This window comes from Wenzhouxiangella limi (assembly GCF_010499265.1).
GTDB lineage: Bacteria > Pseudomonadota > Gammaproteobacteria > Xanthomonadales > Wenzhouxiangellaceae > Wenzhouxiangella > Wenzhouxiangella limi.
Window position 1 is genome coordinate 1 of sequence record NZ_JAAGSC010000037.1, and the last position, 22,927, is coordinate 22,927.

Annotated in this window: 17 protein-coding genes and 1 pseudogene; 11 read left to right on the forward strand and 7 right to left on the reverse strand. The window is 63.7% G+C overall.

The window, feature by feature from the left end; translation table 11 throughout:
- The 4 genes and pseudogenes from G3I74_RS04875 to G3I74_RS15845 all read right to left on the reverse strand — a co-directional run.
- A partial coding sequence (locus G3I74_RS04875) for a transposase zinc-binding domain-containing protein (RefSeq protein ID WP_420823065.1) occupies window positions 1-866 on the reverse strand: 866 nt, incomplete at its 3' end.
- A 70-nt stretch (window positions 867-936) separates the two neighbouring features.
- Window positions 937-2,217, reverse strand: a complete 1,281-nt coding sequence (locus G3I74_RS04880) for an alpha/beta hydrolase (protein WP_164210468.1) — start codon at window positions 2,215-2,217, stop codon at window positions 937-939.
- A 42-nt stretch (window positions 2,218-2,259) separates the two neighbouring features.
- Entirely contained in the window at window positions 2,260-3,078 is an 819-nt protein-coding gene (locus G3I74_RS04885; protein ID WP_164210469.1) for an alpha/beta fold hydrolase, read from the reverse strand.
- Between the two features lie 234 nt (window positions 3,079-3,312).
- A pseudogene (locus G3I74_RS15845) lies at window positions 3,313-4,411 on the reverse strand (transposase); the annotation flags it as partial.
- On the opposite strand from G3I74_RS15845, the gene G3I74_RS04895 reads away from it, so the two are divergent.
- The 6 genes from G3I74_RS04895 to G3I74_RS04920 all read left to right on the forward strand — a co-directional run bounded on the left by G3I74_RS04895 (window position 4,404) and on the right by G3I74_RS04920 (window position 9,074).
- Entirely contained in the window at window positions 4,404-4,649 is a 246-nt protein-coding gene (locus G3I74_RS04895) for a hypothetical protein (RefSeq protein ID WP_164210470.1), read from the forward strand. The pseudogene G3I74_RS15845 and the gene G3I74_RS04895 sit on opposite strands and share 8 nt — an antisense overlap.
- 68 nt (window positions 4,650-4,717) lie before the next feature.
- Window positions 4,718-4,963 (forward strand): FitA-like ribbon-helix-helix domain-containing protein, encoded by a 246-nt coding sequence (locus G3I74_RS04900; protein ID WP_420823064.1) that lies wholly within the window; start codon window positions 4,718-4,720, stop codon window positions 4,961-4,963.
- Window position 4,964: 1 nt separating this feature from the next.
- Complete coding sequence (locus G3I74_RS04905) at window positions 4,965-5,390, forward strand: type II toxin-antitoxin system VapC family toxin (RefSeq protein ID WP_164210609.1); 426 nt, start codon at window positions 4,965-4,967, stop codon at window positions 5,388-5,390.
- Between the two features lie 200 nt (window positions 5,391-5,590).
- Window positions 5,591-7,525: a S9 family peptidase gene (locus G3I74_RS04910; protein ID WP_203594556.1), complete on the forward strand. Its 1,935-nt coding sequence runs from the start codon at window positions 5,591-5,593 to the stop codon at window positions 7,523-7,525.
- 10 nt (window positions 7,526-7,535) lie between these two features.
- Window positions 7,536-8,303, forward strand: a complete 768-nt coding sequence (locus tag G3I74_RS04915) for an ankyrin repeat domain-containing protein (RefSeq protein WP_164210472.1) — start codon at window positions 7,536-7,538, stop codon at window positions 8,301-8,303.
- 57 nt (window positions 8,304-8,360) lie between these two features.
- Window positions 8,361-9,074 (forward strand): Rieske (2Fe-2S) protein, encoded by a 714-nt coding sequence (locus G3I74_RS04920; protein WP_164210473.1) that lies wholly within the window; start codon window positions 8,361-8,363, stop codon window positions 9,072-9,074.
- Between the two features lie 9 nt (window positions 9,075-9,083).
- Here the strand turns inward: G3I74_RS04920 and G3I74_RS04925 are convergent, their stop codons facing one another.
- Window positions 9,084-10,265: a BaiN/RdsA family NAD(P)/FAD-dependent oxidoreductase gene (locus G3I74_RS04925; RefSeq protein WP_164210474.1), complete on the reverse strand. Its 1,182-nt coding sequence runs from the start codon at window positions 10,263-10,265 to the stop codon at window positions 9,084-9,086.
- Between the two features lie 114 nt (window positions 10,266-10,379).
- On the opposite strand from G3I74_RS04925, the gene G3I74_RS04930 reads away from it, so the two are divergent.
- The gene (locus G3I74_RS04930) at window positions 10,380-10,730 is read left to right on the forward strand and encodes a hypothetical protein (protein WP_203594557.1); all 351 of its coding nucleotides are present in this window, start codon (window positions 10,380-10,382) and stop codon (window positions 10,728-10,730) included.
- Window positions 10,727-11,161, forward strand: coding sequence for a type II toxin-antitoxin system VapC family toxin (locus tag G3I74_RS04935; RefSeq protein ID WP_164210475.1), 435 nt, complete (start codon window positions 10,727-10,729; stop codon window positions 11,159-11,161). Before G3I74_RS04930 ends, G3I74_RS04935 begins: the two co-directional genes overlap by 4 nt.
- Window positions 11,162-11,275: 114 nt before the next feature.
- Here G3I74_RS04935 and G3I74_RS04940 read toward each other — a convergent pair whose 3' ends face one another.
- On the reverse strand, window positions 11,276-12,247 hold the full coding sequence (locus G3I74_RS04940) for a peptidylprolyl isomerase (RefSeq protein ID WP_239056609.1): 972 nt from the start codon (window positions 12,245-12,247) through the stop codon (window positions 11,276-11,278).
- 42 nt (window positions 12,248-12,289) lie between these two features.
- On the reverse strand, window positions 12,290-12,628 hold the full coding sequence (locus G3I74_RS04945; protein WP_239056611.1) for a hypothetical protein: 339 nt from the start codon (window positions 12,626-12,628) through the stop codon (window positions 12,290-12,292).
- Between the two features lie 89 nt (window positions 12,629-12,717).
- Between G3I74_RS04945 and G3I74_RS04950 the strand changes: the two genes are divergently transcribed.
- The 3 genes from G3I74_RS04950 (at window position 12,718) to G3I74_RS04955 (ending at window position 22,707) form a co-directional block, all read left to right on the forward strand.
- Complete coding sequence (locus G3I74_RS04950; protein ID WP_164210477.1) at window positions 12,718-16,674, forward strand: hybrid sensor histidine kinase/response regulator transcription factor; 3,957 nt, start codon at window positions 12,718-12,720, stop codon at window positions 16,672-16,674.
- 197 nt (window positions 16,675-16,871) lie between these two features.
- The gene (locus G3I74_RS15680) at window positions 16,872-17,027 is read left to right on the forward strand and encodes a hypothetical protein (protein ID WP_203594558.1); all 156 of its coding nucleotides are present in this window, start codon (window positions 16,872-16,874) and stop codon (window positions 17,025-17,027) included.
- Window positions 17,028-17,172: 145 nt separating this feature from the next.
- Window positions 17,173-22,707 carry an Ig-like domain-containing protein gene (locus tag G3I74_RS04955; RefSeq protein WP_164210478.1) on the forward strand — a complete coding sequence of 1,845 codons (5,535 nt, stop codon included), beginning with the start codon at window positions 17,173-17,175 and terminating at the stop codon, window positions 22,705-22,707.
- The last annotated feature ends 220 nt before the right edge of the window (window positions 22,708-22,927 follow it).

The following is a 22,927-nucleotide window of genomic DNA, read 5'->3' on the forward strand; positions in this document are numbered from 1 at the left end:
GGGTCCTCTTCGTCCAGCACACCGCTAAAGTCAAGCTGCTCGGTGTCGCGCTCCAGTAAGCCTTCGCGTTCCAGCATCCGCCCCACCCGGCGGGCGATGGTGTGGGCCAATTGCGTCAACTGGGCCGACGTCGGCTCGCGTACCCACTGGAATCGGGGTCGGTTGTCGTGGGGCGAATCCACCACGTAGACCCCATCGAGAAACAGCATGTGGAAGTGGATGTTGAGATTCAGCGCTGAGCCGAACCTCTGGATGAGCGTGACCGAACCCGTGCGGGCCGACTGCTGCGTAAAGCCGGCCTGCCGGATCAGGTGGCCGGCAATGACCCGATAGACGATACCCAGCACGCGACCCATGAGTGCCGGGTGGGTGGCCAGAAGAAACCGTAGCGGATACGGGAGACTCAATACCCACGCGCGACGGCTCCGCTCTCTTACTGCATGCGCTTCGCGAAAGACGTGCGGTCGCTCTCGCCTGCGCTGACGAATCGGCCGCTCAGGCAACACCTGGTCGACCAGCCAAGCGGCACCATCGGCCATGCGCCGGGCTCCACAGCTAGGGCAGAACCCGCGGCGCTTGCAGCTGAACGCCAGCAGGTGCTCGGCGTGGCAGGTGTCGCATCGAAGCCGCAGGAAATCATGTTCAAGCCGCCCGCCTTGCAGGTAGCCATCGAACGCCTGCCGCACATGGCCGGGCAACTGTATACCCGCATTGGCCAGGTGTTCGACAAAGACCGGGTAGTGGCGCTCGACGAGCTGGTAGAGAAGTGTGCGCTCGGGCCGGTGGCGCTGGTAGCGGCCAGCGGCCGAGCCTCCAGAAAGCTGTCTGCGTCGTCCTCGACGGCCCGACGGATCTTCAGGTCTGATCGCTGAAAAGGCACCATAGGGGATCACTCGTCCAATAGATCGGTCGGCGCGCAGCCGGCTGTCGCTCCCGTTACTGAAGAGCCGTGTCCAGCCAGTCGAAAGTAACCTGGCTCAGAAGGCCAAGGTTGGTTCCGACGCCATGACTGTCAGCCCCCTCGTCGGCCGGCATGATCACCAGATCGTTCGTCTCATGCGATATGTGTCTCTGCGCCTCACGCGCTGCTATCATCATGCCGCTCGACTGCTCGTATTCCTGCTGCGCCACGATATTGAAAAAGGGGCAGGATATCTTCGCCGGGTCTACGGTGTAATTCCGCGTCGCGTCGATCAGGTCCGCGGCTGACTGCAGCCCAAATCGCCAGACATACGTATCGACCATGTTGAAGTATGCGCGCCGTTTCCATGCAAAGAACGATTTCAAAAGCCGATACGGCAAAGACCTCTGTGCCTTTTGGTTCAGCTCAACAAACCTCCGGTTCCACACCGCGCTGAAGTCGAGGATGAGCGCGCAGGCGACACAGGCCTTGATCCTTTTCTCGCCGGTCGCGGCTCGCGGCGCCAGATGGCCGCCGCCACTCAGACCGAAGATCGCTACACGGTCAGTATCCACATCCGGCCGATCGCAAAGGTAATCGAGTACGGCTCCAACCGGCTCCTCGGCCCGCTCCGGCCATACCAGTCCTTGAAACGGCAGAAGCCCTTGCCCGGGCAGATCAACGAAGATGTAGTTGTAGTTTCGGTTCAACGCCGCAGGGCCGAGATAATAGTAGAGGTCCTCGGCAAAGGTGTCCCCACCACCGATCATCAGGAGCGTCTTTCGACGAACGGCCGCAGCATCCGGCTTCAAGAAGTACCCGGGCAAAGCCGCGTCGCGAAACGGGATTTCGACCGCCTCTATCGGTGCATCGAAGTAGCTCGTCGCCCGTCTGAACCGATCACGCGCATGCTCATAGGTCGACCGATAGCGGTCCGGCTCAGCCAGGGGGCTGATGAAGGCCAACGGAGCGCGGTAGTAGGTGTACGCGCGCAACAGGCTTTCTCGGGCGCTAACCCTGTGGCCGGATGCCTCGGAAGCTTCTGCCCGTCTCTCGACGCGTCGAGCGAGTTCCGTCCATTCCCTCTCCCAACTTTCTATGTCGCCTTCTCTGATCCTTGAAGCGGCATAGTATGCCTCACCAATCGAGACTCCACCGTGGCTCTGCATGCCAGCGAGCCACTGAAAGAAGAAATCGAACTCCTCCCGCTTGAAGTGGAACTTGATGCGAGGGTTTCGGGGTAAGCCTTTCTCGGTCGCCTCTGGATCTGAAGCCAAACGCCCGGGCGTCTTGCCCGATTCTTCCGCAGCGGTCATTCTGTTCTCCTGGTGCTTTCCTTTCCGGTTCGTTGATCCGGCTCACGATGTCGTATCTTTTCCGGTCACGGTTCTGAGAAAATTCAAAAGTGTTCCGTTGAATGCATCGGGCTGGTCGAGATTCAGAAAATGACCGGCTTCCGAAATACGCTCGATCTTACCGTTGGCCCGGTCTTCGAGAGCATCGAGTGTTGTCTTGAGCACCCGGTTGATCCCGTGGTCCTCCTCGCCCTGCAGAAGAAGGACCGGCACGTCCGGGTGACCCCGGAGAACGGGAAGAAAGTCATAGTCGAGCAGATTGCGGCGGAGGTTCACCAACGCAGGCTTCGGGGTGCTGCGGATCATCTCGGCGACCTTGGCTGCGGTGGCCGGGTTCTTCGAGACCGTCCGCGCCGCGAGCCAGGCATCACCGCCGGGGCCCAAAAGCCGATCGACCCAGACGACCACCCGGCCAAGGGGACCGGTATGGAGTTCGGCGGCGGTTCCGAAAGTCGTCAGCGAGCGGACTTTTTCGGGAGCGGTTGCCAGCAGCGCGTAGCCTGCCAAGCCTCCGGTCGAGTTCCCTACGATGTGAGCCGAGGTGACGCCAATCTGATCGGTAAGCCGCTGCAGGTCGAGTGCGAGGCTCTCGAGACTGAAATCCGAAGGCTCGGGCGGTATCGGGTAAGTGGATCGCCCGTGCCCCCGGAGCGACACGGCCACCGTCCTGTACAGGTCGGAGAAGAAAGCGACCTGGTCGATGAACTGATCAGCACGAGCGCCAAGGCCGGGTACGAAGATCACGGCTTCGTCATGCTCGCTTCCATCGAGGATGGCTTCGATCTGAACACTCTTGCCGGTGTTGATCAGTCGACGTTGCACTGGCGGAAGTGTAAGCGCCCTATTTCCTGATTTCCAGTGGTATCCGGAGCCGTGCCAGACCGGACCCGGACCCTTACCAAAGGCCCGAGCACGCCGAATTCCGTCCGATTCCGCCCTGTCGGCGGCAATCAAGCAGCGCCTGTACCCCCGTTTCTGCCGGCGCGGGCCTATCCAACACGAGCGCCGCCGGGCCGCGCACGGATGGAACGCGGCCTGAAGTTGGTTTCCTGCGATTCAGTGAAGCAAGCCGAACGGCCGGGCCGGAGGCGCCCGGCTTTCCGGCCACAGACCGGGGATGTCCTTGCCGGCCAAGTGATTCAGGATTCGCTCGATGCCGGCGGGTCTTCGATGCAGGCGATGATCTTGACGGTGCCGCCACAGGCCGGGCAGGTTTCGACATCCAACTTGAAGACCCGCTTGAGTCTCTGCGCCCAGCGCATCGCCGCCCGTTGCTCGGCCGGCGTGCGTTCCTCTTCTCGCGCCGGCTCAACCGGCCTGGCACCTCGACCCCGCCGGGCCGGCGTGATCCGGCCCCGATAGGGGCTGTTGGGTGCGAACACCCCGTGGAAGCGAGTCAGAACTTGTCCCGGACTTGATCCGGGATTCAGGCGCGGCGGTGGCACGCGCTAATAGGCACACCGGCAAGGCTTCTTACGAGCAAGCTCGCAAACCGCCGTGCCGGCTTAGCCGGCGCTAGTGTGGCGAGCCGCGCGATGAAGTCGAGCGGCTCGAAGATCACGTGGGTTGTTCCGTCGCGGTAGGGCGTTTTCAGCGAGTAGCCGATGTCGCCACGCGGGGTTACGAACAGCCGCTTTTCCGACACCGGCGGGCGGCAGATGTAGCGGCACAGCCGTTCGAGTTTCTCGCGTTGATTGCGTTTAACCGCGACATCGGCGTGTAGCGAAAAGCCGGCGATGTTACCCGGGGCGTCGGCCGACCCGTTCTCCCAACCGCTGTCGGGCAGGGTCTGCAGCGTAAATACCTTGCGGCCGCGGTGCGGACCGACGGCGATGCGATAGGTGATGGAGTGGCCCACCAAATCCGGCACGCGCAACGGCATTCCGGCTTCGCTTCATTCCGCTGGCGCGGAAAGCCGCAAAGCCTCCATTGCCTGCGCTGGGTCCTCTTCGTCCAGCACACCGCTAAAGTCACGCCGCTCGCTGTCGCGCTCCAGTAAGCCTTCGCGTTCCAGCAGTCGCCCCACCCGACCGGCGATGGTGTGAGCCAATTGCGTCAACTGGGCCGACGTCGGTTCGCGTACCCAATGGAATCGGGGTCGGTTGTCGTGGGGCGAATCCACCACGTAGACCCCATCGAGAAACAGCATGCAAAAGCCGGATACGCGCTTGACGGCTTCGCTCCCTTACTGCTCGCGCTTCGCGCAAGACGTGCGGTCGCTCTCGCCGGCGCTACCGCTCGACGATCTGGTAGAGCAGTGTTTGTTCGGGTCGGTGGCGCTGGAACCCAACACTGCCCATGCCCAGACTGCCCGCGCCTCGGCCGCTTGCAAAACGGCAGGATCGCAAGCAGCGGGCACACTGTCAGTCGGTCAATGGCTCGCTATCGATTAAGAAATTGACACGCCCATTGGACTCAATGGATACAATGGACTCATTCTAGTCGAATTCGAGGTGTCCACATGGCAAACGTGAATGTTCGGGGACTGTCCGATCAAACGAAAGAGGCGCTCAGGGTGCGCGCGGCAAAGGCCGGCATGTCGCTGGAGGCCTATGCGCGCCGTGCGCTGACCAGGGCCGCATTGGCCAATGGCGAGCAGCCGAAACCGCTGGTCGAGCTGGCGGAAAAATATTTTGGTGCCGTTCACGGCATCGAACTCGATCTGCCGTCACGCTCGACACAGCGCAAACCGGTCGCGCTTGGCTGACATGATTGTTCTGGATACCAACGTCATTTCGGAATTGATGCGGCCAGCGCCCGATGACGGTGTCAAGGCGTGGATCGCCGCCAAGGAACCGCTGGATCTGGCCATCACCACGATCACGGTGGCCGAGATCCGCCGTGGCATCGTGCGCCTGCCGAATGGCCGCCAGCGCGAGCGCCTGGAGGAGAAGTTCTCGGCATTTGTCGAAGAAGCTTTCGCCGGTCGCTTGCTCGTTTTCGACCAGTCTGCAGCCGATGCCTGCGGCGAGGTTTCGGCGGCCCGCGAACGAAAAGGGCTGCATGCCGATGCTGTCGACATGATGATCGCAGCGATCGTGAAGTCAGCAGGGGCAACACTGGCAACCCGGAATACCAGCGATTTCGAACTGTGCGGGATTGGCCTTGCCAATCCGTGGCAAAGCGCCGGGTAGGAAATGTAGTTAACTGCTGTTGGCTATACTTCTGGGGGATACAGACTTCTCTGCTGATTCGAAAGAAGGATCGTCAGTAGATCAAGAAACCGACGATACCCCCGCAGATCGATATACAAAAGCCCGTGAGAATCCAAATGCACAAGCTCAGAACTCGCTGCGCCCTTTTTACCTCACTTGTACTTTGCCCATTGCTGGCTTTGGCCCAACCTGGGCCTGGCGAGGGCCCGGATGAAAATCTGGAAGCCATCGAACCCAGCCCCGAGCCCATCCGGATCGGTCTGGCCGGCGAGTATCCGGCCGACATCGCCCGCTTTCTGCTGGTCCAGGGCGTTTCCGGCGCCCGGCTTTCGCCCGACGGGGACTATGTTGCGGTCTCCAAGTCGATCACCGGCGAGCCGCAGCTTTGGCTGATTCCCACCGACGGGTCGCAGGCCCGCCAGCTGACCTTCGGCAATGGCATCACCTTCTTTCGCTGGGCGCCGGACGGGCAAAGCCTGATCTACGGCGCCGACAACGCCGGCGATGAACAGGAGGCCTATTTCCGCATCAGCGTCGACGGTCAAAGCGAGACCGAGGTCGTCCCCGCCCTGGCCGGCGCCTTCCGCTCTTTTGGCGGCGTGCTGCCGGACAACCAGCGCATCGTGTTCGCCTCGACCGAGCGCAACGGGCTGGATTTCGACATTTACGTCCGTGACCTGGAAAGCGACGAGCAGCGCATGCTCTACGAGGGCGAATTCGCCTTCTGGCCGCGCTCGATCTCGCCGGACGGCAAGTCCCTGCTCATGACCCAGGCGGTCGGCGAGGACTCCAACAACCTGTTCCTGGTCGACATCGAGTCGGCCGACGTCACCACGCTTGCCGAGCCCGAGCGCCGGGCCAACACCGAAGACGGCGGCTTTGCCTGGACGGCTGACGGCAAAACCGTCTTTCACGCCTCCAACGAGGGCCGCGAGTTTCGTGCCCTGGTCCGCCGCGAAATCGAAAGCAACAAGGTCACGGTGATGGCCGCGCCCGAGCATGACATCGACAACGTGCGCCTGTGCGGCGACGAAGATCGCTACCTGCTCTGGACCAGCAACGAAGAAGGCTTTTTCCGACTGCACGGGCGCGACCTGGCCGAAGATCGCGCGCTGGACATCCCGGCGCTTCCTGACGGGGTGTACTCGCTGTCGTGCCCGAGCGGCAGCGCGCTGGCCGCGCTGGTGGTCAACGGTCCGAGCACGCCGGGTGATCTGCTGCTGTGGGACCTGGCCGAAGGCACCGCAGAAACGCTGTGGGCGTCCAACCTGGCCGGGCTTGACCCCGACCGTCTGGTCACGCCCGAGTCGATTCGGATGCCGGCCCGCGACGGGGTGACGCTGCAGGGCCTGCTGTACCTGCCGCGCGCCGACGCTCGCGCTGGAGACGGCCCGCCACCGGTGGTGTTCGATGTCCATGGCGGGCCGACCTCGCAGTCGGTAGCCAGCTTCAATGGGCCGGTGCAATACCTGGTCAACCGCGGCATCGCCGTGTTTCGGCCCAACATTCGCGGCTCGACCGGTTTTGGTCATACCTATTTGACTCTGGACGATCAGGAGCGCCGACTCGACAGCATTCGCGACCTGGTCGACATGCTGGCCTTTTTCGAACAGGACGACCGCGTCGATGCCAGCCGTGCCATCGTACGCGGCGGCTCCTACGGCGGTTACGCGGTCAACGCCGTGCTCGCCAACCACCCCGACAGCTTCATGGCCGGGGTCTCACTGTTCGGCGTGGCCGACTGGGTGACCGGACTGGAAGTCGCCTCGCCGGCCCTCAAGGCCTCCGACATCATCGAATACGGCGATATCCGCGAGGAGCGCTGGCAGGCGTTCTACACCACCTACTCGCCGATCCGCCAGGCCGACCAGATCAAGGTCCCGGTGCTGTACTCGCATGGGGTCAACGATCGCCGGGTCGAAATCTACGAGACCGAAGTGATGGTGCGCACGCTGCGCGCCAACGGCATCGACGCGCCCTACATCCGTTTCCGCGACGAGGGTCACGGCTGGCGGCAATTGTCCAACCGCCTGTTCTACGCCCGGCGCGAGGCGGAGTTTCTGGAACAGCAGTTCGGGATGACTGATCCAGAAGACGCTGATCCAGAAGACTAAGCGCCGCCGGATGCAGAACTCAGCCACGCCGATCCTGACCTTTGCCGGCCTGCTGCTGGTCGGCTGTATTGTCGCTACGGACACCGCCGCCGGCAGTTGGGAGGACGCGATTCGAACCAACGAACTCGACGCGATACGGTCGCTTTACCCCGAGCGCTCGGACGTCGATCAGGCCAACGAGCACGGCAAGACCGCGCTGATGGCAGCGGCCGCCGCCGGCGATGCCCAACTGGTGGAAGAATTGCTCGCCGCAGGCGCCGATCCCACGGCAAGCAACAAGCTGGACGGGACCGTGCTGATGTACGCCGTCGGCGGCGGCGACCGGCAGATCGTGGAGCGATTGCTGACCGCCGGAGTCGGGCTGGATGGTCAGGCCAGCAACGGATGGAGCGCGCTCATGATGGCCGCAGCCAAGGACCTGGGCGAGCTGATCACGCTGCTGGCCGGGGCCGGGGCCGACCCCAACCTGCCCGACATTTACGGCTGGACCCCGCTGATGCGGGCCTCATACGAGGGGCATCGGGCCGCAGCCGAGGCGCTGCTGGAGCGACCCGAGCTCGATCTGGATCACCGCAACCGCAACGGTCAGAACGCGCTGCATCTGGCGGTGATCGCCGGCCGCGCCGGGATGGTCGAGCGCTTGCTCGCAAGCGGCCTGCCCCAGGCAAGCGACGTCAATGGCCATACGCCGCAGTCCATCGCAAGCGAACTGGGCCGGGACGACCTGCTGCAAATGCTGCAGGACGCCGAATCCGGCGATGCATCCGCGAAACGGTGAAAACAAGCCGCGAACGGGTGCTTATACTCGAGTCAAACCAAGCATCAGGGAGAGCGCATGAAACGCCGGGATTTCGTCAAGGCCTGTGCCGCCACCGCCATTCTCGTCCACCACAATCCGATGCTGCTGGCCAATGACCGCAACCGCAGCCATCTGCATGAGCCGGTTCGCCTGGTCGATTTTGAGGGCAACCCCATCCGACCGGGCGATCTGCAGCCGCACGTCAACTACGTTTTCCGCTACCCCTACGAATGCACGCCGTGCTTCCTGCTCGACCTGAACCGGCCGACCGAGGCCAATGTCCGGCTGAAAACGGAGAACGGCGCGGACTACGTCTGGCGCGGCGGCGTCGGGCCGAAGCGTTCCATCGTCGCCTATGCCGCGATCTGCACCCACCGGCTGACCCACCCGACCGAGCACGTCAACTTCATCGCCTATCGCCAAAGCCGCAACCCGGAGGCTGATCCGGCAGCCAACCGCATCGTGTGCTGCATGGAGTACTCCAGCTACGACCCGGCCCGCGGCGCTGCGGTGACCTCCGGGCCGGCGCCCAGCCCGCTGACCGGCATCCTGCTCGACTACGACGAGGAAGCCGACGAGATCCACGCCGTCGGCATCACCAGCGAAGACATCCTCGATCGTTTCTTCGACCACTTCGAGATGCAGCTGGAACTGTCCTACGGCAGCCTGGCCAAGGCCCGCGCCCCGGTCAGCGGCACCGCGACGGTCGTTCCGCTGGACGAGTACACCGGCAACGATATGCCCTGCTGAGTCTGCCCGCTAGACGAACTGACCGGCGGCCCGACCGGAAGCCCAGGCCCACTGGAAATTGTGCCCGCCGAGGTGGCCGGTGACATCGACCACCTCGCCGATGAAAAACACCCCGGGCAGCTTGAAGGCCTCCATGGTCTTTGATGACAGCTCATCGGTGTCCACGCCACCGATCGTGACCTCGGCGGTGCGGTAGCCTTCCGTATCGGCCGGCCAGACCGTCCACGGCTGACAGCGACGGACGATGTCGGCGATCGCCGCATCACCCAGTTCGGCCAGCCTGGGGTTGCCCAGCCACAGCTCGCACCAGCGCTCGACCAGGCGGCGCGGCAGATGCTCGGCAAGCACCGTTTTCAGCTGCGCGCGCGGTCGCTCGGCGCGCAGCCGACGCAGGGTCTCATTCAGGTCCAGCTCGGGCAACAGGTCGATCCGCACCGGCTCGCCCGGCTGCCAGTAGGACGAAACCTGGAGCATGGCCGGGCCGCTCAAGCCCCGGTGGGTGAACAAAGTACCCTCGCGGAACTGCCCGGCGCCGGCTTCGGCCAGGCAATCGAGCGAGATCCCGGCCAGCCCGTCGATCTGCTCGAGCTTGCGGCCTTCGAACACGAACGGCACCAGCGCTGCGCGCGTGGGCAGGACCTTCAGCCCCTGATCGCGGGCGAAATCGAAGCCAAAACCGGTCGCGCCCATGCGCGGAATCGAATAACCGCCGGTGGCGATGACCAGCGAATCGCAGGTGATGGTCCCTGCCGGCGTGGACAGGCGGTGCGGTGGCCCCAGCTGCTCAATGGTCACCGGCGTATGGGTCTGCACCTGCGCCCCGACCCGCTCGCACTCGGCCAGCAGCATGGCCACGATCTGCTTCGACGAGCCATCGCAAAACAGCTGACCCAGCGTTTTTTCGTGGTAAGCGATGCGGTGTTTTTCGACCAGCGCGATGAAGTCCCACTGGGTGTAGCGACTGAGCGCCGACTTGCAGAAATGCGGGTTGGCCGAGAGAAAGTTTTCCGGGGCGGTGTGCAGGTTGGTGAAATTGCAGCGCCCGCCGCCGGACATCAGGATCTTCTTGCCGACCTTGTTGGCGTGATCCAGCACGCGCACGGAGCGCCCACGCTCGCCGGCCGCGATCGCGCACATCAGCCCGGCCGCGCCGGCGCCGATCACGACCACGTCGGTGTGCTCTTTCAACATGCTTGAATCGGGCTATTCAAAAGCCGCTGGGCGGTTTAGAGGATTTGGTCAGCCATTGTCTCACCGGTCGCCCACCACCCGGGGTGCAAGCGTCGCGATCAGGCCAAGGTCAAGGTGCTGATCGCGCGCTATCGGCGGTGCATCATGATAAGGGATGCAACACAGGGATGGCTTTCCGCTAGAATATTGCGATATTGTTATTTGAATATGGGTGCCCATATGAAAACCACGGTTGAGATTTCTGATTCCGTGCTCAGCGCCGCCCGTGATCTTGCAAGGCGTGAGCAGACCACCGTCAAAGCACTGATCGAGCGTGGTCTTCGGCACGAACTGGCCGAAGCCGAAAGAAAACCTGAATTCCAGCTTCGGCGCGCGACGTTCGGCGGCAAAGGACTGAGAACGGATAGCCCCGACCTGAGATGGGATCGCCTGCGAGAGCTGGCCTACGAGGACTCACCCGCTTGATCGCTGTCGACACCAACATTCTGATTTACGCGCACCGCGAAGACAGTCCCTTTCATCATCCGGCCTACCGACAAATCGAATCCTTGGCGAACTCTCGTGCCGCTTGGGCAGTGCCCTGGCCCTGCCTGCACGAGTTTTTCAGCATCGCCACTCACCCCAGAGTTTTCGACCCGCCGACGCCCCCTAGCGCAGCGATCGATCAGATCGAAGCCTGGCTGGAGTGCCCAACTCTGAACTGTATCGGTGAGAGCCACCAGCACTGGTGCGAACTCCGCCCTCTACTGGAGTCGGCCCGGATCGCTGGCCCGCGTGTGCACGATGCCCGTATTGCAGCGATCTGCTTGCAGCATGGCGTCAGCGAGCTCTGGACCGCAGATCGTGATTTCTCTGCCTTCCCCGGCTTGAAGACCCGCAATCCACTGGTCGGCTGAAGCTCGTTAAGGCAAGCCCACGATCCCCAGGCTGTTCGCCCGCGTTGGAGCCCCGGACCGATCGATGCGAGATCTGGCGGCCGAGACGATCGATCGGGGTCTACCTCGACCGGATCAATCCAGCACGCTGCAGCTCGCCTGGTCGGGCAGGGTCAGGCGGATCACCTCGATCTCGCCGCTGCCCAGGGCCACCGTGTCATAGCTGAACACGCCGCTGCGGCAATCGTTGAAGCGCACAGTCAGGCTGCCCCAGGTCTCGAAGGCGTCGAATTCCGGCGGATTGCGAAAATCGACCGCCTGACCGGGCTCATCGACCGAGATCAGCTCGACGGTGACTTCCGCGGCCCCGTAGTCGAAGCGCTCGACGCCGGTGGCCCAGATCTGGCGGCCGTCGCGGAAGTCGTACCAGTAGACCAGCAGCAGCGGCCCTTCCTCGTTCGAGGCGTCGTTGGCCACTTCGATATTGAAGCCGGTGCCGTTGGTGGCCGGATCGAACCATGACCCGGTGTGCAGCGGCATGAGCGGGAAGCCGCGCGTTTCGACCGCCCGGCGCACCAGCGGCGGGCGCACCGGGACATCATCGAATCGATTGAGTCCGACCAGTTTGCTGAGTACCCGGTCGGCATTCATGTCGCGCAGAACTTCCAGTCCGCTCACCACCCGACCGAACACGGTGAACTCGGCATCCAGGAAATCGTTGCGCGCCAGGTTGATGAAAAACTGGCTCTGGCCGGAGTCGATGTTGTTCGGAGCCTGGGCCAGGGCCACGGTACCGATCTCGTTGTCCAGACCATTGTTGGGCGCGCCCGGAACCGGATCACGGGTCGGCTGGCGCAGGCGGAACTCGCGATCGTAGCCGCCACCCTGAACGACAAAACCCTCGATGCTGCGATGAAAGATCAGCCCGTCGTAGAAACCCTCATTGACGTAGGCCAGGAAATTTTCGACATGGCGCGGCGCGCGCTCCGGATCAAGTTCGAGCACGATGGGACCGCGGTCGGTGTCCAGCCACACCCGCGGGTTGTCGGCCAGGGCCGGCTGGCCGGCGGAAAGCACGGCCAGGAGAAGCAGCAAGCGTCGGATCATCAATGAGTTTCCCGTTTGAATTGGCACCAGTCCTGTTGCCGATCAATCAAGATCAGCCAGGGTGACCACAATATCGCGCAGTGAGACATCCACGTTCCAGAAGGTGTAGGTGTCGCCATCTTCGTCGACCAGCCGAATGTCGAAGATCGGGCTGAAGTAATTGTTCAAGGTCACCCGCCTGGTCTGACCATGGAGCATGACCTCGCTGCCCAGAACGTCTTCCTCCCAGTCCTTGGCATCAGCCGGACTGACATAGAGGTAGAAGATGGTAAAACCGGTCTGATTGGTAACATCGACATAGTAATTCTGCTGGGCCTGAACCGAACCGGCTACAGCCAGCAGCAACAACCCCGTCAAGGCGAGGGTGAAAACATGTTTCATTGGCATAGGCCCTCCATCGTGAATGACCATACTCGGTCGTTCCCTTATTATGCGGCAACGCATTCCAAGGCAAGCCCAATGCAGCAAGCATGTTGACATTTCGGTGCTTGGTCTTTCTCGCGCTGGCTTTTTCCGCCACGATCAGCCCTGCGTTGCCGCCCCCGCCAGGCAAGCCGCCGGTCCGTTCTTACGGGATGGACGAATACGGTGGTCATCTGACCAACTGGGTGGTCCGCCAGGCGCCGGACCAGCGCATCGTGGTCGGCGGTGGCGCCGGGCTGGTGATCTTCGACGGCGCCAACTGGCAAAGCATTCACTCGCGTCACCGCAATCGAATCCGGGTGATGGAGATCGATCCATCGGGACGGATCTGGATCGGCTCATCGGACGAATTCGGTTACTTCGATCCCGGTCAGGACGGCGGCCTGGTCTACCATTCCTTGAGCGACCAACTGCCCGAGGAACTGCGCGATTTCGGCGAGATTCGCGGTCTTCATCAGATCGGTGGGGCCATCTATTTCCATGCCTTGCGCCACCTGTTCCGCTGGCAGGACGATAATCTCGACATCGTTCAGGCCGGTGATGGGGTATTTCGCATCACCGTCAATCACCAGGGCCGTTTTCTGGTGCTGGTTCGCAATCGCTTCCACGACTACACCGATTTCCCCGCCGACGGCCAGGCGCCGCCCGCCGAGGACGGCTGGTCAATGCCCGAGGGCCCGCGCCTGAGCATGCTCGCCTCCTGGCCGGACGGGCGCATCCTGATGGGCAGCGTCGACGATGGCCTGTTCTGGTTGTCCGAAGACGCGCCGGTGGCGATCGAAACCGATTTCGAGCTGGCAGGCACCTGGCCCTACCAGGCCATTCCCGCGCCCGACGGCGGCATCCTGCTGGCCACCCAGCAGGCCGGGCTGTTTCATTTGCGCGCGGATGGCAAGGCGCTGGAGCAGATCACCCATCGCAATGGCCTGGCTGTCAACAGCATCTACGACCTGATCATCGATCACGAAAACGGCGTGTGGCTGGCCCAGGGCGGGGCGATCGCAAGAGTCGATCTGTTCGGCGGGCGGCGGTTCTATGACGCCGACTTCGGCTTGGCGACCACCAATGCACTGGTCCCGTTCCAGGGGCGCTGGATGGTGGGCGGTGATGCGGGCTTGAGCGTGCTGGCTGCCGACGGCAACGATGCCAGCCGGCTTGACACCATCGACGCGCCCATTCTGGAGGTATTCGGCCTCCTCGCCGATGGCGACGGGCTGCTTGTGGCCGGCTCGGAAGGCGTCCATCGGATGGTCCCGGACCTGGACGGTCTGGGCTTGAGCGAGCATGAACAGCTGCTGGCCGATACCTATTCCTACGGCCTGGTGCGCTCGCGCCTGCGCGATGCGGTGTACGCCGAGCTGGAGACCGGTCTGGGCGCCCTGATTCGAACCGACCAGGGCTGGCGCTCGCTGGGCCGGATCGGGGGCGTGGATCATCGCGCCCACACCATCGCCGAGGACGATCAGGGCCGGGTCTGGGTCGGGACCGTGGCCGGGCGCTACTACCGCCTGGCCTGGCAAGACGATGCGCTGGCGGTGGAAGCCCAACTGGGTGCCGACGAGGGCGTGCCGGAGGGTTATGCCTGGGCCTTCAATCTCGGCGAACGCCTGGTCCTGGGTACCAGCAACGGCGGCTATCGCCCGGTCGAGCCCGAAGCCACGCGCATCGAACCTGATCCCGACTTCGGCAACCAGACGCTGGGCGAACCGCGTGGCATCTACCGCCTGTACCAGACCAGCAATGGGCAACTGGTCGGCGGCATCGGGCCCGGCGGAGCGCTTTGGCGCGGGCAGCGGTCGGACGACGGCCGCTTCGACTGGCAGGGCCGCTGGCTGAGCGAGCTGGCGCCCGCGGTCAACTGGTTCATCGGCGAGCGTGGCGATCATCTTTGGATCGGGCGCCATCCGGGTCTGCTTCGACTGGACTGGCCGCCGGTCGACATCGACATCGAGCCCAGTCGTCTGCAGGTGGTACGGGCCGGGTTTCCCGACAGCGGCCAGTGGTTGATCCAGGGTCCGGGCAACCGACCCCTCGAGCAGGCGCTGCCGGCCGGTACAGAATCGCTGCGCTTTGAGTACGCGCTGAGCAGCTATATTGCCCCCGACCTGACCGAGTACCGGGTTCGCCTGGAGGGGCTGGAGAGCGACTGGTCGCGCTGGAGCGATGAGACCCGACGGGACTACACCAACCTGCCCGGTGGCCACTACGTCTTCCGCGCTCAAGCGCGCAATGCGGCCGGACAGGTGTTTGAATCAGAGCCTTTAGGGTTTCGCGTGCTGCCGCCATTTTACGCAAGCCCGCTGGCCTGGGGGATGTATGTGCTGGCAGGCTTGAGCCTGCTTGCCTTGGCCGCGCGCTTCGGTCAGCGCGCCCGCGAAACCCGACTGATCGCCCAGCAGCGCGTTCTCTCTGAGCAGGTCGCCGAGCGCACCGCCGAGCTGCGCGCCCGGTCGCGCGAGATTCGCCAGATCAGCGATGCCCGTGCCCGGTTCTTCGCCAACGTCTCGCATGAATTGCGCACCCCGCTGACCCTGACCCGCGGGCCGCTGCAGGAGCTGGCCCGAATCAGCGGTGAGCAGTTGGACGCCGAGGCCAAGCAGTACCTGGACGTGGCGCTGCGCAACAGCGAAGCCATGCAATCCCTGATCGGCCAGGTTCTCGACCTGCAGCGCCTGGACGCCGGGCGCATGCCACTGAGGCTGATCAAGGCCGATCCGGCCCAGATCGTGCGCGGCATCGTCGATCGCTTTGCCGTGCAGGCCCGACTGCGCCAGGTTGAGCTGGTTTGCCAGGGCACTGACCAGCCACGCCAATGGGTCTGCGATCAGGCCCATATCGACACCATGCTGAGCAATCTGTTGTCCAACGCGCTCAAGTTCACCCCGGCCGGCGGCCGGATCACGGTTGAGCTGAAGACCTGCGACAAGAAAGTGGAGGTGACGGTCAGCGACACCGGGCCGGGCATCGACCCGGCCGATCAGCAGGCCATCTTCGAGCGCTACCGCCAGGGCGAAGCCAGCTCGGCCAGCAGCCCGGGCACGGGAATCGGCCTGGCCCTGGTCCGCGAGCTGGCCGAACTGCACGGCGGCCAAGTCGAGGTGGCCTCGACGCCGGGTCATGGGGCCTGTTTCCGCCTGGTTCTGCCGGCCGATCTGCGGGCCAATGCGACGCCGGGTGAGCCGACCAATGACACGCCGACGAATTCGTCCAGCGATCTTGTGTCCGGGCACGCAGCGATCGAAGACATGACGTCCGAAGACGTGCCCTGCGTGCTGCTGGTCGACGACAACGCCGAACTTAGAGCCTTTCTGCGCCTGCGGCTGGGTCGCAGCTATCGCATCGAAGAGGCCGCCGACGGGGCCGAAGGCCTGGCAAAAGCGCGCGCGATCACCCCGGATGCCATCATCACTGACGGGCTGATGCCGGTCATGGACGGGCTGGCCATGACCCGCGAAATCAAGGCCGATCCGGAACTGGCTTTTGTGCCGGTACTGATGCTGACCTCCCGTGCCGCACCCGAAGACACCGTGCGCGGGCTGGAGTCGGGGGCCGATGACTACCTGTCCAAGCCCTTCGACAGCGCCGAGCTGGCCGCGCGCGTGGCCGGCCTGATTGCCTCGCGCCGACGCCTCAAGGCACATCTGGAAGAAGCCGGCCCCAGCAATGCAGAGGTCAGCGAATCGCCGTTCATGGCCAGGGTCAACCAACTGCTCGAGGCCAACCTTCCCGACCCGGGCTTCTCAATCCGCGACTGGGCCGAACTGCTGCACATGGACCGCTCCACCCTGTTCCGACGACTCAAGAACGAAACCGGCCAGTCACCGGAAGAGTACTTGCGCGAGATGCGCCTTCAGACCGCCGCCCGCCTGTTGGCCGAGCGCGCGGGCAACGTCGCAGAAGTAGCCGAAGCGGTCGGCTTTGCCAGCGTTTCCCACTTCTCGCGCCGATTCCGGAAGCGCTTTGAATCCACGCCGGCGACCTACAGCCGCGACCATCCCCGTTGACGGCAATCCACGCGCCTCAAGGCCATCGGTGAAAATAGCTCTAAGCCTGGGCTGTTCAGGCTCATGACTTTCGCCTGGCCAGGGACGGCCACCACCGCGATCATTGCATCGATCTTGAATACTCGTCGGCGGGCAGCGCTCCTGCAGGCATTTACAATCAGCCGGTCATAGCTGACCGCATTACAGGAGAAAACAGCATGGAAAACATTCGCGTCGAACATCATTCCCTGTGGGGCGGAGCCTGGTTCGCCGCCTGGCTGTTTACGCTGGGTTACCTCGACCTCGGATTTCTCAAGGGCGTGCTGGCGGTTGTTCTGTGGCCATATTTCCTTGGCCAGGCCCTGTCAGGCTGACGCGCCGGGCCCAAAGCGTCAAAGTTCTTCATAAAAATCATCGAGATGCAACCTCCGGGCAAGAATCTGCAACCTGGGTTCATTCCCTCGCGCGCCGATGTGAATCAGCATGGCGGGAGACTATTGACTGAGCTGGATACCCGCCATGCGCTTGACGATTGCCGCTTTCTTTTTAGGCCTGCTGCTGTTTCCCACACAGCCGCAGGCCACGATCCGGGTGCTGGCCGGCGACGAAGTCCGTTCGTTCCGAAGCTTGGATCTGCTCGAACTCCAGGCTTATGGCACTCGCCTGGACTCACCCCTGGATGCCTTCACGCTCGATCAGGTGGCCGTCGACCGCAGCACCGTCGTGGTCGATCAGCAGCAACCCCTGGCGCTGCGATTCTCCGAGCCACAGGATCGACTGGCGATCGACGTGGAAGATCCCGCAGGCATGGCCGTGCTGGTTCTGAACCTTTACTTTGACGACCACGAGGTCGGTCGACAAGTCTTCGCGCATCGGGCCGTGCGCGGCAGCCGCGTGGCGGTGATCGAAAACGGGCGCATCGCGCTCGCCTCCGATGAACCCTTCAACCGCATCGAACTGCGCCGCATCGATCCCAATCCCGATGCCCCGCAGCTGCGCGTGCTCTCACTGGGTCTGCCCGAGACCGACTTTTCCCTGCGCGCCAGCGCAATCGCCCGCAGCAACACCGGCGCCCTGGCCTGCATCATTCCGCTGGGCGTGGCCTACAACCTGAGTTTCTTCATCAGCCTGACGCCGTTCCCCGCAGCGGTGGCCGCCGGGCGCGCGGCCTATGCGGCCAACCTGGGACTGAAGTTCTGCAAACCCAGCCTCAATGCACCCAACGACATTGAGCGCCGTGCGTCGGCCGGGCAATGCGAGGTCGAATTCGAGCAGCCACACATGGCCTTCAAGTACTCCGATGCGTTGGGCATCCCGATCGAGACCCAGAGCGACTGGGGTGAGCTCGGCACGCCACGCATGACCCACCACAACACCGATGTCGACGTCGTGCTGCTGGCCGGCAATCCGCGTCCGCCGGCAGCCCGATTCACCGATCTCGATTTCTTCCTCTCCAGCGCCTCCTTCGATGCCAGCGACAGGATCTACGAGCGTTGCCAAGATGACGGCAGCGTGCGCTACAGCCAGTTCGAGGGCGCAGGCCCGCTGTACGAGTGCCCGTACAACATCGGCCGGACGCTCTCTTTCCCGGTCGGCGACAACACCGTGGTCTGGCGGGCCAGTCCGCGGGTCAGCCCGGTCGATCTGCTCGATATCGCGATTCCCGGCATTCCGCCGGGCGCCAAGACCGATCCCTGGGTGACGATCCTGTTCAACATCTGGCGCGAGACCTGGCTGCAGGTGCTGGATGTACAGATCGACGGCTGGCGTTTGCCCAATGCCCAGACGGACCTGCAGCGGGTGCGGATCTTCGACGAGATCCCGCCGACCATCACGCCTATGCCCGGCAGCAACGGCAATGCCGTCGCCGAGCCGGTCGGCGGCGTGCTGCACGTAACCATCGAAGCCGATGAGATCGGCGGAGTATCGCGGCGGCGCTATGAGAACATCCTGCGCTCGTTCCTGAATGTCACGGATGCCTGCGATCGCGACACCACCCTCGGCGTCAGCTTCCCGAACCCGGAGCTCAGAACCTTCTGGCCGGTCAGCACCGACACGGAGGACAACGCGTTCTTCGTGACCTGGACCGCGCGAGATCCAGGCCCGAACCTGGCCGGCAACCCCAACGAAACCGTGACCACGATGCGCATCGAGGTGCTGGACCGCCAGCCGCCGACCCTGGTGCCGCCACCGGATATCGTCGAGATCGATTCGACCCAGGTCAGCGATCTCGGCCAGCCGGCGCTTTTCGATCTTGTGGATCTGAGTCCGCAGGTGAGCAACGATGCCGATCTGCCGCTGGGCCTGGGGCTGCATGAAGTGACCTGGACCGCCTTGGATGCGGCTGGGAATTCATCGCAGGCGGTCCAGATCGTCAATATCAAGGCATCCAACATCCCGCCCGTGGCCCTGGCCCAGACCGGACCATCCCGCCCCGATGCGATCTCGTTCGAGCCGACGCCGATTCGCTTGCAGGGGAATGACCCCGACGGCGACCTGCTGCGTTTCAAGATCGAGGACCGGCCCGAGAATGGCTTCTTTGTCGCGCCGCTGTATCCGTACTTCATCGAGGATTTCCGCGTCGAGCAGTCGATCACGGATGCCGAACTGCTGGCCATCTGCACCAACGGCGAGGGAAACGATCGCAATTTCCACCTCGAGTTCCCGTCCGAGCCGGAGTACCTGAGCGTCACCGACGACGGCCGCACCTATGTGGTCGACAAAGGCTATATCGACTGCAGGGCCGGGTCGCCGGTCACGCTCCAGCGCAAAGGCCGGATCGCGGTGTTCAGCAACGACGGCGCTCTGCTCAACGCCCGCAACATCGACGCCGATCAGTTGCGCGATGTGATCCTCGATCCCGGCCGCGATCGGGTCTATCTGACCTCACGTGCCAGCAGCGGGCAGTCCGGGTTCCGAGTCTACGACCTCGACCTCCAGCTGCAGGTCCAGTATCGGCTGCAGAACATGGATTTCCGCGACGGTGGCAACTGCAGCCTGCCGCAGGTCCCGCAGGCCGGCAACGATATCTACAATGCCAACAGCATCGTCGTTGACGGCAATTCGCTGATCTACATCCTCAACAACGCGGGCGCCATTCTGGTGCTGGATGGCACCCTGCCGCCTGACTTCGATTGCGCGGTCACGCCCAACTGCTCGCACACACCGACCTGCCTCGGCACGCTCAATGATGATCCGAGCTTCAATGGGCAGGGCAACGAGCTGGCCGTGGACGCCGATGGGCGTATCGTGGCCGGACGCAACAGCCGCCTGTATCGCTACACGCCGTCTTACATTGGCGGCGATGGTCTGGCCTATCCGGGCGAGTTGGAGGGCTGGCTGGGCCGCTGCGATATCGATCTGGCGCCGGGTGATCAGGCGGTCTGTAATGTCGCCAATCGCCGGACACTGGGCTTCTCCTGCACCGACGACATTTGCCAGGTCGACGAGAGCTTCTCCCCCGAAGAACAGGCCATCTGCGGGGATCTCGGGATCGGCGGCTGGCCGAGCTGGGGCTGTCGCCCCGGCCAGTTCCGAGGCACGCCGGCGCTGGACATCGCCCCCGACGGTACGATCTACGTGGCCGATGGCGGCAATGCGCGGATCCAGCGCTTCTCCACCGACGGCTTCTTCGCCGGTCAGGCCAGGTCCACCGGCACGGGTTCGGGTTTCGTCGTCGGCGACTTCGGCAGCCCACGCAATGTCTCGGTCAATTCCAGCCGCTTCTACATTCTCGACCCGACCACCAATCTGCTGCATATCTCGCTGCTGACGCCCTTTGTCGAGATCGGCGACGACTATGCCGATCTGGTCTACCAATCGACCAACCAGTTCGCCTGCGAAAACAGCGCCGACTGCATCGACCGCTTCAGCTTCCGGGTCAGTGACGGCGTGCGCGATCCGCTCACCGATCAGCCCGAAGTCAGCGCGCCGGCCGAGGTCGAGGTCGAGGTCAGCCGCAACTTCCGCGCGCCGTTTGCCAACTCAGGTCTCAGCGTGGTGGTGATGGAAGACCAGCCGACGCCCGTTCCGCTGGACGGCAGCGATCCGGATCCGCTGGATACCCTGAGCTATGTCGTCGTCGAGGCGCCGGAAAAGGGCGAGGTCGTGATCAACGGCCAGAATGCGAGCTACGTGCCGAGGGCCGACGCCTTCGGTGCGGACAGCTTCAGCTTCGCCGTCAGCGACGGCGTCGAGACCTCCGCGCCCGAGACCGTCCAGCTTGAGATCATCGAAATCAACGACGCGCCGATCATCAGCCTGCCCGACGCGCCCATCGAGGGCGGTACAGGCTACCGGGTTCAACTCGACCTGGCCTTCCGCGACCCCGACCCGGACGAAAACCACACCGTGGTCATCGACTGGGGCGACGGCACGGTCGAGACCGAGGGCGACTTCGATGCCGACGGCCAACCGACCGGGCCGATCCTCAGTCACGGCGGCACCGACTCGGGACGAATCACCGCCGATCACATCTACCTGAGCGCCGGCAACAGGACCGCCGAGGTCTGCGTAACCGATCGCCTGCAGCCCGGACCCGGCGACACCGAGATCCCGACACCGGGGCTGTCGCTGATGACCTGCGAGGACATTGCTTTCACGATTGCCGACGGTATCGATCTGGCCTTGAGCGCCACGCCGTCCGCCGATGCGGCCTTGCCGACCCAGTTCGTCAGCTACCAGTTCCAGGTTGAAAACCGCCTGCCGGATGCAGGTCTGGGGCTCACTGCGACCGGCATGCAGCTGGCCATTCGCTTAGGCTCAGGCTTCGATGAGGCCAGCATCATGACGCCGGCCGGCTGTGTTCGGGATCGTTATTGGCTCGACTGCAGCATCGGCAATCTGTCGCCGGGCCAGACGACCAGCTTCAGCATCACCGCCCAGGTCGGCGCCGACACGCCCTCCGGCACGCTGCTGGTGAGCGAGGCCGAAGCGGTGCTTGACCAGACGTCGATCAATCCCAGGCTGGAGCTGCTGCTGACCACGCCGGTCTCGCGCCCGGCCGATTTCCAGGTCGGGGCTGCCGGCGATGCGCTCAAGGACCTGCCGGACGCCAATCCGGGCGACGGGGTCTGCGCGAGTGCCGATGGCGTCTGTACGCTGCGTGCGGCCCTGGAGGAGGCGGATGCCTCGGCCATACCGAAGGTCATTGCCCTTGGGAACGGTCGCTTCGTGCTCGACGACCCCCTTCGGATCGCGGGTGATGTCGTCCTGCTCGGCAATGGTCCGGACAAGAGCTTCATCCATGGTGCGCGTCTGTTTACCGTGACCGGCACCAACCTGAGAATGGAAGGAATCAGTGTCTCGGGTGGCGGGCTCAGGGCCGCGCCGGCTGATTCGCTGACCTTGCGCCGGATGCGGTTCACCGGCAACGAGATCATCTCGAGCTTCGGCGGGGCGATCCAGACCAATGCCGCCACCATCGATATTCGCGACACCACCTTCGACAACAACTTGAGTACGGTCGATGGCGGGACGCTGATGTGCTTATCCTGCAGCGGTGTGATGGAAAACGTCACCGTCACCGGCGGCAGCGGCGGCGGCCTGACCTTCACCGGCAGTGGCGAGGTCGGACTGAAACACCTGACCATCGTCGGCACCGGCGGCGGCTCCGGCTGGGAATCGCCCTTCGGCGCGGCACTGCACGTCTACGACGACATGAACGTCACCATCGCCAATTCGGTGCTGGCCGACAACTACGCCACCGGCAACGCCGTCAATTGTGCGGTGTCGTCGAATGCCAACCTGGTCTCACTCGGCAACAACGCCTTCGCCGATCTGACCGGCTGCGACCTCACGCCGCTGGCAAGCGACCTGCTGATAGCCTCTGCTGAACTCGAACCGCTGGCCGCCGGCCTGGACGGCCTGCCGGTCAGACGACCGCGTGTCGACAGCCCGCTCGTCGATGCGTTTAATGACGCCAGTTGCCTGGCCGCTGATGCCCGCGGCATTACCCGGCCCCGCGACGGTAATGACGACGGCATCGCCTGGTGCGACATGGGCGCAGTTGAACGCCGGACCAACCGGATTTTCCGCGATCGATTCGGCCCCTGAACGGATGAGGTGCCCCATTCAGACCAGCAAATTTCGGGAACCAGCGTCAAGCGCCGAGTGCGAAGTGGGCAGGCTTGGTCGTCGAATTTGGCCATCGCATCTTCCTTGCTGCGGGGTTTCTCTCCGCCGCCATCCTGATTTCGCTACACTGGCCTGATGCAAGACCTACGCACTAACGCCCGCCCTGAGCAGGAGCATGACCCATCGCTGATTCGATGGT